This window comes from Pseudomonas sp. DR 5-09, assembly GCF_001655595.1.
GTDB lineage: Bacteria > Pseudomonadota > Gammaproteobacteria > Pseudomonadales > Pseudomonadaceae > Aquipseudomonas > Aquipseudomonas pharyngis.
Genome location: NZ_CP011566.1, coordinates 4,569,541 through 4,584,873 on the forward strand (window position 1 = coordinate 4,569,541; position 15,333 = coordinate 4,584,873).

The 15,333-nt window shown below is 59.1% G+C and carries 11 protein-coding genes; 3 read left to right on the forward strand and 8 right to left on the reverse strand.

The features are described 5' to 3' along the window. Positions 1–74: 74 nt before the first annotated feature. The 8 genes from PDR5_RS20445 to gyrA form a co-directional block, all read right to left on the reverse strand. Positions 75–353, reverse strand: a complete 279-nt coding sequence (locus tag PDR5_RS20445; RefSeq protein ID WP_064598424.1) for a hypothetical protein — start codon at positions 351–353, stop codon at positions 75–77. 203 nt (positions 354–556) lie between these two features. Then, positions 557–2,242, reverse strand: coding sequence for a 30S ribosomal protein S1 (gene rpsA, locus PDR5_RS20450; protein ID WP_064598426.1), 1,686 nt, complete (start codon positions 2,240–2,242; stop codon positions 557–559). 119 nt (positions 2,243–2,361) lie between these two features. Continuing rightward, the gene (gene cmk / locus PDR5_RS20455; protein ID WP_064598429.1) at positions 2,362–3,051 is read right to left on the reverse strand and encodes a (d)CMP kinase; all 690 of its coding nucleotides are present in this window, start codon (positions 3,049–3,051) and stop codon (positions 2,362–2,364) included. After that, positions 3,048–5,255: a bifunctional prephenate dehydrogenase/3-phosphoshikimate 1-carboxyvinyltransferase gene (locus PDR5_RS20460; RefSeq protein ID WP_064600913.1), complete on the reverse strand. Its 2,208-nt coding sequence runs from the start codon at positions 5,253–5,255 to the stop codon at positions 3,048–3,050. The genes cmk and PDR5_RS20460 overlap by 4 nt, the downstream gene beginning before the upstream one ends. 28 nt (positions 5,256–5,283) lie before the next feature. Next, positions 5,284–6,396: a histidinol-phosphate transaminase gene (gene hisC, locus PDR5_RS20465; RefSeq protein WP_064598431.1), complete on the reverse strand. Its 1,113-nt coding sequence runs from the start codon at positions 6,394–6,396 to the stop codon at positions 5,284–5,286. Between the two features lie 13 nt (positions 6,397–6,409). Next, positions 6,410–7,504, reverse strand: a complete 1,095-nt coding sequence (gene pheA, locus PDR5_RS20470; protein ID WP_007950913.1) for a prephenate dehydratase — start codon at positions 7,502–7,504, stop codon at positions 6,410–6,412. Then, on the reverse strand, positions 7,504–8,589 hold the full coding sequence (serC, locus tag PDR5_RS20475) for a 3-phosphoserine/phosphohydroxythreonine transaminase (protein WP_064598432.1): 1,086 nt from the start codon (positions 8,587–8,589) through the stop codon (positions 7,504–7,506). Before serC ends, pheA begins: the two co-directional genes overlap by 1 nt. Positions 8,590–8,653: 64 nt before the next feature. Then, on the reverse strand, positions 8,654–11,317 hold the full coding sequence (gene gyrA / locus PDR5_RS20480; protein ID WP_064598434.1) for a DNA gyrase subunit A: 2,664 nt from the start codon (positions 11,315–11,317) through the stop codon (positions 8,654–8,656). 536 nt (positions 11,318–11,853) lie between these two features. On the opposite strand from gyrA, the gene PDR5_RS20485 reads away from it, so the two are divergent. From PDR5_RS20485 to PDR5_RS20495, 3 genes are read left to right on the forward strand one after another with little or no spacing between them, the layout of a single operon-like run. Then, complete coding sequence (locus PDR5_RS20485; RefSeq protein ID WP_064598436.1) at positions 11,854–13,284, forward strand: UbiA family prenyltransferase; 1,431 nt, start codon at positions 11,854–11,856, stop codon at positions 13,282–13,284. After that, positions 13,281–14,591, forward strand: a complete 1,311-nt coding sequence (locus PDR5_RS20490; RefSeq protein ID WP_064598438.1) for an FAD-binding oxidoreductase — start codon at positions 13,281–13,283, stop codon at positions 14,589–14,591. Before PDR5_RS20485 ends, PDR5_RS20490 begins: the two co-directional genes overlap by 4 nt. Then, complete coding sequence (locus PDR5_RS20495; RefSeq protein ID WP_064598440.1) at positions 14,588–15,328, forward strand: SDR family oxidoreductase; 741 nt, start codon at positions 14,588–14,590, stop codon at positions 15,326–15,328. The genes PDR5_RS20490 and PDR5_RS20495 overlap by 4 nt, the downstream gene beginning before the upstream one ends. Positions 15,329–15,333 lie beyond the last annotated feature (5 nt).

The window sequence follows — 15,333 nt, forward strand, 5'->3', positions numbered from 1 at the left end:
GGGCTTGACATATCTTTCAACTCGCCAGAACGCCCATTTTCAGGGCATAGGATTGCAAGCCCATGAACGCTCACTCACCGACAAATCACCAGCATGGTTCGAGTGACGTAGCCAGCAGGATTGAAGCCGAAGGGAAACTCATCTTCATCCCGAGCATCATCAGAACGCGTGATCACCTTGTAACCTGCCCCCTTGCATTCCTTGGCGGCGCGTTTCTGACACCGTTCCCAGCCTGAACCCAAGCCGGAGCAGTCAACCTCGATGCCACTTACTCCGCGCACCGCATGGGTCTTGGCGCTGGTAGTGCACCCCGCCAACACCAACATGCCCACCAGAACTATAAACTTGTTCATTCACTTCCTTATGCCAGGCGCCAGCCCGACTACTGCGATCTTCAGCCTAAGCCTAGACGCGAATAGGCGATTGATCCGATTAAAGAAACAGACCGCCCGGCGAAGGGAATGGTTTCACTGATTGACCGGAAAGCAGCTCCCCACCAAATCGCAGGCACAAAAAAGGGCGACCGAAGTCGCCCTTTTTTATGATCAGACAGAACTCAGTTCTGTTTGGCCATTGCCTGGCGCAGCAGTGCCGCCATGGTGGTGTCGCCGGTAGCAGCTTCTGGAGTCTCTTTCAGGCTCTGGATAGCTTCTTTCTCTTCAGCATCGTCTTTCGATTTGATCGACAGCTGAATTACGCGGCTCTTACGATCAACGCTGATGATCTTGGCTTCTACTTGCTGGCCTTCTTTCAGAACGTTGCGCGCGTCTTCAACGCGGTCACGGCTGATTTCGGAGGCTTTCAGAGTCGCTTCGATATCGTCGGCCAGAACGATGATGGCGCCTTTGGCGTCAACTTCTTTCACGGTGCCAGTAACGATTGCGCCTTTGTCGTTAACCGAGACGTACTCGGAGAACGGATCGCTTTCCAGTTGCTTGATACCCAGGGAGATACGCTCACGCTCCGGGTCAACCGACAGGATAACGGTGTCCAGCTCGTCGCCCTTCTTGAAACGACGTACGGCTTCTTCGCCCACTTCGTTCCAGGAGATGTCGGACAGGTGAACCAGACCGTCGATGCCGCCGTCCAGACCAATGAAGATACCGAAATCGGTGATCGACTTGATGGTGCCGGAGATCTTGTCGCCCTTGTTGAACTGGCCAGAGAAGTCTTCCCATGGGTTCGACTTGCACTGCTTGATGCCCAGGGAGATACGACGACGCTCTTCGTCGATGTCCAGAACCATGACTTCCACTTCGTCGCCGACTTGTACGACTTTCGAAGGGTGGATGTTCTTGTTGGTCCAGTCCATTTCCGAAACGTGTACCAGACCTTCAACGCCTTCTTCCAGCTCAGCGAAGCAGCCGTAGTCGGTCAGGTTGGTTACACGAGCGGTAACGCGAGTGCCTTCTGGGTAACGGGCTTTGATAGCAACCCATGGATCTTCGCCCAGTTGTTTCAGGCCCAGGGAAACACGGTTGCGTTCGCGATCGTATTTCAGAACCTTGACGTCGATTTCGTCACCAACGTTGACGATCTCGGAAGGATGCTTGATGCGCTTCCAGGCCATGTCGGTGATGTGCAGCAGGCCGTCCACGCCACCCAGATCGACGAATGCGCCGTAATCGGTGAGGTTTTTGACGATACCTTTGACTTGCTGGCCTTCCTGCAGGGATTCCAGCAGAGCTTCACGCTCGGCGGAGTTCTCGGCTTCCAGGACGCTGCGACGGGAAACGACAACGTTGTTGCGCTTCTGGTCCAGCTTGATGACCTTGAATTCCAGCTCTTTGCCTTCCAGGTGCGTGGTGTCGCGCACTGGACGGACGTCAACCAGGGAACCTGGCAGGAACGCACGGATGCCGTTAACGTCGACAGTGAAGCCGCCTTTAACCTTACCGTTGATAACGCCCTTGACCACTTCCTCAGCTGCGAAGGCTGCTTCCAGAACGATCCAGCATTCAGCGCGCTTGGCTTTTTCACGGGACAGCTTGGTTTCACCGAAACCGTCTTCAACCGAGTCCAGCGCAACGTGAACTTCGTCACCGACGTTGATGTTCAGTTCGCCAGCGTCGTTGTAGAACTGCTCCAGAGGGATCAGTGCTTCGGACTTCAAGCCAGCGTGAACGGTTACCCAGCGAGCCTGGTAATCGATATCAACGATAACACCGGTGATGATGGAGCCTGCCTGAAGGTTCAGGGTCTTTAGGCTTTCTTCAAAGAGTTCCGCAAAGCTTTCGCTCATTTTAATTCCTGTTGATTAGGGCGAAAAATACGCCCATCTCCACATCCCAGACAATGTGGGTTAGTTTCATTTAAAAGAAGCGCCACAGGACTATGACTGGTCCCCTGCGGCCTTCTTGGTCACCCGGCGATATCGCGAATGGCGATCTCGCTCATGATGCGTTCCAGCACCTGATCGATGGACAACTCCGTGGAATCCAGCTGTATGGCGTCAGCCGCCGGCTTGAGCGGGGCCACCGCTCGCTGGGTATCACGCTCGTCGCGCGCACGGATCTCATCTAGCAGACTCGACAGACTAACACCCTCGACTTTGCCCTTCAACTGCAAATATCGGCGGCGCGCCCGCTCCTCGGCGCTGGCGGTCAGGAAAATCTTCAATGGCGCGTTCGGAAATACCACCGTACCCATGTCGCGACCGTCAGCCACCAGACCCGGAAATTCCTGGAAAGCACGCTGGCGCTGCAGCAGCGCCTCGCGCACGGCGGGCAACGCTGCCACCTGGGAAGCGCCGGATCCGACACTTTCAGTGCGGATGACATCGCTGACTTCGTCACCTTCCAGAATGATGCGCTGCAGCTGACCGTCAGTCGCCGCGATGAACTGCACATCCAGATGAGCCGCCAGTTTCTTCAGCAGCTCTTCATTGGTCAGGTCGACACCATGGTTGTGCGCAGCAAATGCCAGCAGGCGATACAGCGCACCGGAGTCCAGCAGGTTCCAGCCCAGACGCTTGGCCAGAATCCCGGCTACGGTGCCTTTGCCCGAGCCACTTGGCCCATCGATGGTGATGACCGGTGCAATGTTGTTCACGACTGAGCCTCTTGCGCCACACGAATGCCGACCTGCGCGCACAGCGCCAGGAAGTTCGGGAACGAAGTCGCGACGTTGGCGCAGTCATGGATGCGGATCGGTGCAGTGGCGCGCAGCGAGGCCACGCTGAAAGCCATCGCGATGCGGTGATCGCCATGACCATGCACTTCGCCGCCGCCGATCTGGCCGCCGTCGATGATGATGCCGTCCGGGGTCGGTTCGCACTTGACGCCCAGCGCCAGCAAACCGTCCGCCATGACCTGGATACGGTCCGATTCCTTGACCCGCAGCTCCTCGGCGCCGGTAAGCACGGTGCGCCCTTCGGCACAGGCCGCCGCCACGAACAGCACCGGGAATTCGTCGATGGCCAGCGGAACCAGCGCTTCCGGAATCTCGATACCCTTGAGTTTAGCTGCTCGCACACGCAGGTCGGCAACCGGCTCGCCACCCACTTCACGCTGGTTTTCCAGAGTGATGTCGGCGCCCATCAGACGCAGGATGTCGATCACGCCGGTGCGGGTCGGGTTGATGCCGACGTGCTCGAGCACTAGCTCCGAGCCTTCAGCGATCGATGCGGCCACCAGGAAGAACGCCGACGACGAGATGTCGCCAGGCACTTCGATGTGGGTCGCGGTCAGCTTGCCACCAGACTCAACCGATGCCGTGGCACCGTTGACGCTCACCGGATAGCCAAAGCCGCGCAGCATACGCTCGGTGTGATCGCGGGTCGGTGCCGGCTCGGTCACGGTGGTCTTGCCTTCGGCGTACAGACCCGCCAGCAGCAGGCAGGATTTAACCTGAGCACTGGCCATCGGCATGGTGTAGGTCAGGCCTTTAAGCTTGTGACCGCCACGAATGGTCATCGGTGGACGACCCTCGGCAGCGGTTTCGATCACGGCGCCCATTTCCCGCAGCGGGTTGGCGACGCGATTCATCGGGCGCTTGGACAACGAAGCGTCACCGGTCAGGGTGCTGTCGAAATCCTGCGCGGCCAGCAGGCCGGACAGCAGGCGCATCGAAGTGCCGGAGTTGCCCAGATAGATCGGGCCCGGCGCAGGCTTCAGGCCATGCAGGCCGACACCGTGGATGGTCACGCGGCCGTGATGCGGGCCTTCGATGACCACGCCCATGTCGCGGAACGCCTGCAAGGTCGCCAGGGCGTCTTCGCCCTCGAGGAAGCCTTCGACTTCGGTGACGCCTTCAGCCAGGGAACCGAGCATGATCGAACGGTGGGAAATCGATTTGTCACCCGGTACGCGAATCCGACCGGACAGGCGGCCACCAGGTTGAGCCAGGAAAATCAGATCGTTGGAATTCATAGCGTCCACATAGGCCCTGCGGGCCAGGATTTTACTGAAATGCTCGCGGGCAACCCGGGCGCGCGTGAAGACGCCCAACAATTGGTGCCCATCCCCTGCATCGACCGCGTCGCGCAAGGCGTCGAGGTCGCTGCGAAATGTATCGAGAGTGCGCAGGACAGCCTCGCGGTTGGCGAGAAAGATGTCATGCCACATGACCGGGTCGCTTCCGGCGATTCTTGTGAAATCACGGAAACCGCCCGCAGCGTAACGGAAGATCTCAAGGTTTTCATTGCGCTTGGCCAGCGAATCGACCAGACCGAAGGCCAGCAGGTGCGGCAAATGACTGGTCGCGGCCAGCACTTCATCGTGACGCTCGACCTGCATGTGCTCGACGTCGGCGCCCAGCTCGCGCCACAAGCGATCCACCACCGCCAGCGCATCCGGATCGGTCTGCTCCAGCGGGGTCAGAATCACTTTATGACGGCGGAACAGCTCTGAGTTGGAGGCTTCCACCCCGCTCTGCTCGGAGCCGGCAATCGGATGCCCCGGCACGAAACGCGCCGGCATGCCGCCGAACGCCTCGGTCGCAGCACGCACCACATTGCCCTTGGCGCTGCCGACATCCGTGAGAATCGCCTGCCCCAGGTCCATGCTGGCCAGACGGGCCAGCACTTTTTCCATGGCCAGGATCGGCACCGCCAACTGGATCACGTCCGCGCCCTGGCAAGCCTTGACCAGATCGTCTTCGCAGCGATCCACCACACCCAACTCGACCGCCAGCTTGCGCGATTGCGGGTCGAGGTCGACCCCGACCACTTCGCGGCACACGCCACTTTCACGCAAGCCTTTGGCAAACGAACCACCGATCAACCCCAGACCGACCACCACCAAGCGCCCGATCATAGGTGCAGCAGATTGCAGCGCAGTGACATCACCCACGAGCCAGAACCTTACGCAGCGCTTCGAGGAAGCGGCTGTTTTCCGCCGGCAGACCGATGGTCACCCGCAGATGGTTCGGCATGCCGTAGTTGGCCACCGGACGCACGATCACGCCTTCGCGCAGCAGGCCCTGAAATACAGGAGCCGCCACCTGACCGAGGTCGACGCAGATAAAGTTGCCCTTGGATGGAATCCAGCTCAGACCCAGCTCACGAAAACCTGCTTCCAGCTGTTGCATGCCGGACTCGTTGAGCTGCCGGCTCTGCGCCAGATATTCCTCGTCCTTCAGCGCCGCACACGCCGCCGCCAAGGCCAGGCTGTTGACGTTGAATGGCTGACGTACCCGGTTCAGCACGTCCGCCACCACCGGGGTAGACAGACCATAGCCAACGCGCAGCGCCGCCAGACCGTAAGCCTTGGAGAACGTGCGCGAGACCAGCAGATTCGGGTAAGCGGCGAGGAAATCCAGACCATCCGGCAGATCGCTGCCTTCGGCATATTCGATGTAGGCCTCGTCCAGCACCACCAGCACATGCTCCGGCACATCCTGCAGGAACTCGTCCAGCGCTTCGGCGCCGAACCAGGTACCGGTCGGGTTGTTCGGGTTGGCGATGAACACCACGCGAGTGTTGGCGTCGATCGCGGCCAGCATCGCCGGCAGGTCATGCCCCCAATCCTTGGCCGGAACAACCTTGGCCTGAGCGCCGACCGCCTGGGTCGCAATCGGGTAGACCGCGAACGCGTGCTCGCTGAACACCGCATTCAGGCCCGGCGCCAGATAGGCGCGCGCCACCAGCTCGAGAATGTCGTTGGAGCCATTGCCCAAAGTCACCTGGTTCAGCTCGACACGGCACTGCTCGGCCAGCAGGGATTTCAAGGCAAAACCGTTGCCGTCCGGATAACGGGTCAGCTCGTCCAGCGCTTCGCGGATTGCGGCCAGCGCTTTCGGACTCGCGCCCAACGGATTTTCGTTGCTCGCCAGTTTGATAATGCTCGCCGGATCCAGGTCCAGTTCGCGAGCCAGCTCGTCCACGGGCTTGCCCGGTACGTATGGCGAAAGTTGTTGCACGCCCGGCTGTGCCAGAGCGAGGAAGTTGCCACTCATTTGCTACCGCCCCTTAGAGAACTGCTTTCGGGTAGGAACCCAGCACCTTGAGTGCTACTGCTTCCTGACTGATCTTTTCCAGTACACCCTTGATCAGCGGATCACGGTGATGGCCGACGAAGTCGATGAAGAACACGTAGGTCCATTTACCACTGCGCGACGGACGGGTTTCGATCCGGGTCAGGTCGATCCCGTTGTCATGGAACGGCACCAGCAGCTCATGGAGCGCGCCGGGCTTGTTGCTCATGGACACGATGATCGAAGTTTTGTCGTCGCCAGTCGGCGGCACTTCCTGGTTACCGATCATCAGGAAGCGCGTGGAGTTGTCCGGACGATCTTCGATCTTCTCGGCCAGACGGGTCAGGCCGTACAGCCCGGCCGCCATGTCACCGGCGATCGCTGCCGAGTTCCACTCGCCCTTGACCCGCTTGGCCGCTTCGGCGTTGCTGGACACCGCCACGCGCTCGACATTCGGGTAATGGGCGTCCAGCCACTTGCGGCACTGCGCCAACGACTGGGCATGGGAATAGATGCGGCTGATGCTGTCGGTCTTGGTGTTTTCACCGACCAGCAGGTGGTGGTGAATCCGCAGCTCGACTTCGCCGCAGATCACCATGTCGTGCTCGAGGAAGCTGTCGAGGGTGTGGTTGACCGCGCCTTCGGTGGAGTTTTCCACCGGCACCACGCCAAAATTCACCGCACCGGCCGCCACTTCACGGAACACTTCGTCGATCGCCGCCATCGGCTTGCTGATCACTGCGTGCCCAAAGTGTTTCATGGCCGCCGCCTGGGTGAAGGTGCCTTCCGGACCGAGATAAGCCACTTTCAGCGGATTCTCGAGGGCCAGGCACGAAGACATGATTTCACGGAACAAGCGCGCCATCTCTTCGTTGCCCAGCGGTCCCTTGTTGCGCTCCATCACGCGTTTGAGGACCTGCGCCTCACGCTCGGGACGGTAGAACACCGGCTGCTCGCCTTCGGCCAGACTGGCCATCTTGACCCGGGCAACTTCTTCTGCGCAGCGCGCGCGATCACTGATCAGCTGGAGAATCTTCTCATCCAGATTATCGATGCGAACGCGCAGCGCCTTGAGCTCCTGCTCGGACATCAGGAATGCTCCTTCTCGAATTCGGCCATGTAGCCGACCAGCGCTTCGACGGCGTCCAGACCCAGGGCGTTGTAGATCGAGGCACGCATGCCGCCGACCGAACGATGGCCCTTGAGGTTGAGCAGGCCGCGGGCGTCGGCGCCGGCCAGGAACGCCTTGTCCAGACGCTCGTCAGCCAGGCGGAACGGCACGTTCATCCACGAGCGGGCGTTGGTGCTGATCGGGTTGGTATAGAAATCGCTGTTGTCGATGAAGCCGTACAGGCGATCTTTCTTTGCCTTGTTGCGCTGCTCCATCGCGGCGACGCCGCCCTGCTCCTTCAGCCACTCGAACACCAGGCCCGAGAGGTACCAGGAATAGGTGGCCGGGGTGTTGTACATCGAGCCGTTATCGGCGGAGATCTTGTAGTCGAGCATGGTCGGGCATGAACTGCGAGCGCGGCCCAGCAGGTCTTCACGGACGATCACGACAACCAGACCGCTCGGACCAATGTTCTTCTGCGCGCCGGCGTAGATCAGGCCGTACTGCGATACATCGATCGGACGCGAGAGGATATCGGAGGACATGTCGACCACCAGCGGAACGTCACCGGCCTCGGGAACCCAGTCGAACTGCAGGCCGCCGATGGTTTCGTTGGACGCGTAGTGCAGATACGCCGCACCCTGGGTCAGCTTCCACTCGTTCTGGCCAGGGATGGCCAGGTAGTCATAAGGCTTGGCGCTGGCGGCAACGTTGATATTGCCGAAGCGACGCGCTTCCTCGATGGCTTTCTTCGACCAGATGCCGGTTTCGACATAGTCGGCAGTACCGTTCTCGGGCAGCAGGTTCAGCGGAATCTCGGCGAACTGTTGGCTCGCACCGCCCTGCAGGAACAGCACTTTGTAATTGGAGGGGATGGACAGCAGGTCGCGCAGGTCTTGTTCGGCCTTCTCGGCGATGGCTACGTAGTCATCACTGCGATGGCTCATTTCCATGACCGACAGACCCTTGCCGTGCCAGTCGAGCATCTCGGACTGGGCACGCAACAGGACAGCTTCAGGCAGCGCAGCGGGACCTGCGCAGAAGTTATAGGCTCGTTTGCTCACATCCACTCTCGCTATGCAATCACGGTAGCGGACAGAGCAAACACTCTGCCCTGCTACGATTTGGTTAGTCTTGCGACTCTTCTTCGTCTGCGGCGTCCGCCTGCAGGTTGTCGACCGCATCGTCCGGTTCGGCGCCGATCACGCCTTCTTCCAGCTCAACACCTTTTTCGCCTTCAAGCTCGTCACCTTCCACTTCCGAAGGCTCCTGAACCCGCTCCAGACCGACCAGGGTTTCATCCTTGGCCAGCTTGATCAGGGTCACGCCCTGGGTGTTGCGACCCAGGCTGGAGACTTCGTCGACACGGGTACGCACCAGCGTGCCCTGGTCGGAAATCAGCATGATCTCCTCGCCGTCGAGCACCTGAACCGCACCGACCAGACGGCCGTTACGCTCGTTGCTGACCATGGCGATCACGCCCTGGCCACCACGCTTGTACTCAGGGAACTCGGTGATCGCGGTGCGCTTGCCATAACCACGCTCGGAAGCGGTGAGGATCTGGCTGCCTTCTTCCGGGATCAGCATCGAAATCAGCTTCTGCCCTTCCGGCAGACGCATGCCGCGCACACCGCGGGCGGTACGGCCCATCGCGCGAACGTCGGATTCCTTGAAGCGGGTCACCTTGCCGCCGTCGGAGAACAGCATCACTTCACGTTCGCCATCGGTGATGGCCGCGGAAATCAGCACGTCGCCTTCGTCCAGCTCCAGCGCGATCAGACCGACGCTGCGTTGACGGCTGAAGGATTCCAGCGGCGTCTTCTTCACGGTGCCGTTTGCGGTCGCCATGAAGATGTAGTGACCCTCGGTGTATTCCTCGACCGGCAGCATGGTGGTGATGTATTCACCGTCATCCAGCGGCAGCAGGTTGACCAGCGGACGACCACGGGCGGCGCGGGATGCTTCCGGGATTTCGTAGGTCTTCAGCCAGTACACCTTGCCCTTGCTGGAGAACAGCAGCAGCGTGGTGTGGCTGTTGGCGACCAGCAGGTGAGCGATGTAGTCCTCATCCTTCACGCCGGTCGCCGATTTGCCTTTACCGCCACGACGCTGGGCCTGGTACGCAGCCAGCGGCTGGGTCTTGGCATAGCCACCGTGGGAGATGGTCACAACGCGCTCTTCTTCCGGGATCATGTCGCCCAGGGTCAGGTCGAGACGGGCATCGAGAATTTCGGTGCGGCGCACGTCGCCGTATTCGGCGCGGATCACTTCCAGCTCTTCGCGGATCACTTCCATCAGGCGCACGGCGCTGTTGAGGATGCGGATCAGCTCGCCGATCTGGTTGAGGATCTCTTGATACTCGGCCAGCAGCTTTTCGTGCTCCAGACCGGTCAGACGGTGCAGACGCAGTTCCAGAATGGCTTGCGCCTGCTCTGGCGACAGGAAGTACTTGCCGTCGCGCAGACCATATTGCGGATCGAGGTTTTCCGGACGGCACGAATCGGCACCGGCACGCTCAACCATCGCCACCACGGCAGTGGATTCCCACGGCGTGCTGACCAGCGCTTCCTTGGCTTCCGACGGGGTCGGCGAAGCCTTGATCAGGGCGATGACCGGGTCGATGTTCGACAAGGCAACGGCCTGACCTTCGAGGATGTGACCACGCTCGCGCGCCTTGCGCAGTTCGAACACGGTACGGCGGGTAACCACTTCGCGGCGGTGACGGACGAAGGCTTCCAGCAGGTCCTTGAGGTTGAGGATCCGTGGACGGCCGTCGATCAGGGCAACGATGTTGATGCCGAATACCGATTGCAGCTGGGTCTGGGCGTAGAGGTTGTTGAGGATCACCTCTGGCACTTCGCCGCGACGCAGTTCGATCACGACGCGCATACCGTCCTTGTCGGACTCGTCGCGCAGTTCAGTGATGCCTTCGAGTTTCTTCTCTTTTACCAGCTCGGCGATCTTCTCGATCAGACGTGCCTTGTTCAACTGGTAAGGGAGTTCGGTGATGACGATCTGCTGACGGCCGCCGACCTTGTCGATGTCTTCGATGATCGAACGGGCGCGCATGTAAATGCGGCCACGGCCGGTGCGGTAGGCTTCGATGATGCCGGCGCGACCGTTGATGATCGCGGCAGTCGGGAAGTCCGGACCGGGAATGTATTGCATCAGCTCATCGACGGTCAGTTCGGGGTTGTCGATGAGCGCCAGGCAACCGTCGATGACTTCACCGAGGTTGTGCGGCGGAATGTTGGTCGCCATGCCCACGGCGATGCCGCTGGAACCGTTGACCAGCAGGTTCGGTACGCGGGTCGGCATGACCGCCGGGATCAGTTCGGTGCCGTCGTAGTTCGGCACCCAGTCCACGGTTTCCTTGTGCAGGTCGGCCAGCAGCTCGTGCGCCAGCTTGGTCATGCGCACTTCGGTGTATCGCATGGCCGCGGCGTTGTCGCCGTCCACCGAACCGAAGTTGCCCTGGCCGTCGACCAGCAGGTAACGCAGGGAGAATGGCTGCGCCATGCGGACGATGGTGTCGTACACCGCGGTATCACCGTGCGGGTGATACTTACCGATCACGTCACCGACGACACGGGCAGATTTCTTGTACGGCTTGTTGAAGTCGTTGCCCAGCTCGCTCATCGCGAACAGCACGCGACGGTGCACGGGCTTCAAGCCATCGCGCGCATCCGGCAGTGCACGGCCGACGATCACGCTCATCGCGTAGTCGAGATAGGACTGTTTCAGCTCGTCTTCGATATTGACCGGGAGGATTTCTTTGGCCAGTTCGCCCATGAGAAGCCTGATTCCTTTTTCTGGTGAAACTTCGCCATATCCATAGGGGACGCACGAAGCTCGTCGATGCAGGCCGAGTGCCATGCACCGACTTACGACAAATCGACAAGTTGACCCTGGATTTGCGCAGTGAAGACAACCCCGTGGGGCCGCCTCGGAAAACGCCGGATGTTATCACAAGAGCCGCCACGCACCTATCCCCGCATAGCCTGCTAACACCATTAATCTGACACAAAATCGCCTCAGAGCGCCTTCAGCGCCCGTTTCGAGCGCCCAACGGGTCATCCCCCCCTCAAAACTCACCTCGCCGTCACACTTCCAAGCCTCCAGCGGGAGGAATAAACGCTGACCGACTCTCCCACGAGTGTCACAACGCCATAAAAAGGTGTGACGGTGAGGTCTTTTTTTGCTCAAATGCGCAGCTCGATTTTATGCGCCGAAGAATATACCGAACCGAAAAGCCCACGCTGACGGTGTCGGCCTATTCGCCATACGGCAAAAAAAGCGCATGGTTTATTTCTTAGGGACAAGCTTTCGTGACATTCAATGCCCCCCCACTTGTTGTAGACCTCGACGGCACACTCCTTCGTTCGGATCTTTTGCTTGAGACGGGCATTGCTTTTGTTAGAAGCAATCCGCTTCAACTATTCATGCCTCTCACTTGGCTGTTCAAAGGGAAAGCCTCGCTGAAAGAGGGTCTGGCGAACGGAAGCCATATCGATGTAACGGTGCTGCCATACGACCCGACCGTGATCAAGCTTATTGAGCTGGAGCGAGCGAACGGACGCCATATCGTGCTTGCTACCGCAAGTCATGTCAGCCTGGCGCAGAAAATTGCCGACCATCTGCAACTTTTCGACACGGTAGAAGCTACCAATGGCAGCCTGAACCTCTCGTCACACCGCAAGCGCGACCTGCTGGTCGAGCACTATGGAAACGAAGGGTTCGATTACGTCGGCAACTCTCATGACGATATCGCCGTATGGGCCAGCGCGCGCAAAGCGTACGTGGTCAATCCAGAGCGCGGTGTAGAAAAGCGCGCAGCGGCTCATGGCAATGTCGAGGAGGTCATCCACTCCAACACCAGCTCTGCAAAGGACTGGGTAAAAGCCTTGCGCTTGCATCAATGGATGAAAAACATACTCATCTTCGTCCCCTTGCTGACCGCCCATCAACTGACAAACATGTCATTGGTGCTGCAGGGCCTGCTCGCGTTCTTGTTTTTTGGCTTGTGCGCTTCGAGTGTGTATCTGCTCAACGACTTGCTCGATCTCAATGACGATCGCCATCACAAGTCCAAACGCTTCCGACCGTTTGCGTCGGGCAGGCTCGGCATTCTGGCCGGATTGCTGGCGTTCCCGCTGTTATTGGGCATTGCCTTCGCAGGCTCGGCACTGCTTCTGCCCTGGGAGTTCACCGCTACCCTGGTTGGTTATTACATCTTGACCCTCGCTTATTCGCTCTCAATGAAGCGAAAAATGGTCGTGGATGTCATTTCCCTCGCACTGCTTTACACCATTCGCATCATTGCGGGTGCCTTCGCTCTGGGCCTGGATCTCACGTTCTGGATTCTCGCATTCTCGATGTTCATGTTCCTGAGTCTGGCACTGGTCAAACGTTATGCCGAACTGCGCGAAGCCAAGCACAGCGGGCGCACGGAAAAAACCCGGGGCCGCGGCTACTATCCTGACGATCTGGAAATGATTTCATCGCTGGGAGCCTCTTCCGGCTATTTGGCTGTAATGGTGCTGGCAATGTACATTCACGACCCTGCCACTACCCGCCTCTATGCCCACCCACAAATCATCTGGCTCGCCTGCCCGATTCTGCTGTTCTGGATTTCTCGAATCTGGATGCTGACCCATCGCGGGAAAATGCACGACGATCCGGTCATGTTCGCCGTCTCTGACCGCACCAGCATCGTCGCCGGGGCTCTGATGGGCGTTGTTTTCTGGGTGGCCGCGTGACTGCCAACCTGTTGTCTTGGGGACGATATCCCAATCTGCCGCAAACCGGACACAGCGCCAACTGGCGAACGGATTTGCCTGCCCTCGTGGAAAGCCTCAGCCAGACACATGGCAGCACACTTGCGTACGGCAACGGACGCAGCTACGGCGACAGCTGTCTGGCCGCCAGTGATCAAGTGCTGAACATGCGCGGGCTTGATCGCTTCATCGAAGTCGACTGGCAAAACGGCAGGATCACTGCCGAAGCAGGCGTGACACTGGCAGAAATCCTCGAGTTGTCCATTCCTAACGGCTGGTTCCTCGCAGTGACGCCAGGCACGCAATTCGTGACGCTGGGAGGCGCGATAGGCAACGATGTTCATGGCAAAAACCACCATGTACGCGGCACTTTCGGCAACCACGTTACCCAATTCGGTCTATTGCACAGAAACGAGCTGCTTATCTGCAGCCCTACACAAAACCAGGCACTGTTTCGTGCCACGATCGGCGGCCTGGGTCTCACCGGCGTAGTCAGCTGGGCGCAGATACAACTAATCCCGATTCAGTCGAGCCAGATCGATAGCACTCTCGTGCGCTTCAACAATCTTGGGGAGTTCTTCGAACTTTCCAGCCAGTTGGATGAACTGCACGAATACAGCGTGGCCTGGATCGATTGCCTTGCCAAAGGCGAGCAACTGGGACGCGGGATCTACATAGTCGGCGACCATGCGCCCTATGGCTCATTATCCCTGAACAAGCGAAACAAGCTTGTGGTGCCGCTGACACCTCCGGTTTCGCTCATCAACAATGTGTCTTTGCGCGGGTTCAACGAACTCTACTGGCGCAAGGGCCCGATCAAGCGAACTCGCGTTCGCAGCGAGTACGAGCCCTTCTTCTACCCACTGGACAGGGTGCTGTACTGGAATCGCATTTACGGCAACGCCGGCTTTCAGCAATTTCAATGCGTCATTCCCGACGCCAATGCTCAGGCTGCAATGGCGCAATTGCTCAAGACCATTGCCGACTCAGGGAACGGCTCCTTTTTGGCCGTACTCAAACGCTGCGGCGACTGTAACTCACCCGGCCTTCTTTCTTTTCCGCTGCCTGGCGCCTCTCTCGCACTAGATTTCCCGCAGTCAACAAGCCTGCATCAGCTGTTCTCGCGCCTGGACGTGATTGTTAGAGAGGCCGGCGGCAGGATCTACCCGGCCAAGGATGCACACATGAGCGGCAGCGACTTCCGTGCCGCGTATCCGGAGTGGGAGCAGGTTGAAGCCTTGCGTGACCCGTCTTTGAATTCCCGCTTTTGGAAAAGGGTAACTGAATGAAACGAGTTTTGATCATTGGCGCAACTTCGGCGATTGCCACGGCTTGCGCACGGCGCTGGGCTACGCAGGGTAGTGAGTTTTTCCTGGTGGGTCGAAACCTCGAAAAACTTCAGCAAACCGCTGCCGACCTGGAAGGACGCGGAGCCAAGGCAACAACCTTGCACGCCATGGATGCTACCGACACCGGCGCCCATGCCGCAATGCTCGAAAGCTGCGTTGGCGCCATGCGCCAGGTCGATATCGCCTTGATTGCACACGGCACACTGCCCGACCAACAGCAATGCGAACAAGACCCGGCAGTAGCACTCCAGGAGTTCAGCAACAACGGAACATCCGTGATTGCGTTGCTGACACTGTTGTCTAACCACTTCGAAACCCAGCGCTGTGGCACCCTTGCGGTGATCTCTTCAGTGGCCGGGGATCGCGGTCGCCCTTCAAACTACCTTTACGGTGCTGCCAAGGCGGCTGTTTCGACATTCTGCGAAGGATTGCGCGCCCGCATGTTCAAAGTCGGCGTCCATGTGATCACCATCAAACCTGGCTTTGTCGATACGCCGATGACTCAGGGTCTGAAATTGCCAAAAGCACTGGTCGCCCAACCCGAGCAGGTCGCGAAGAGAATTGCAGAGGGCATAGATCGCAAAAAAGACGTGCTCTACGCTCCCGGTTTCTGGTCGCTGATCATGTTGATCATCCGCTCCATACCAAGATCTGTATTCAAAAGAATAAATCTCTAAATTCA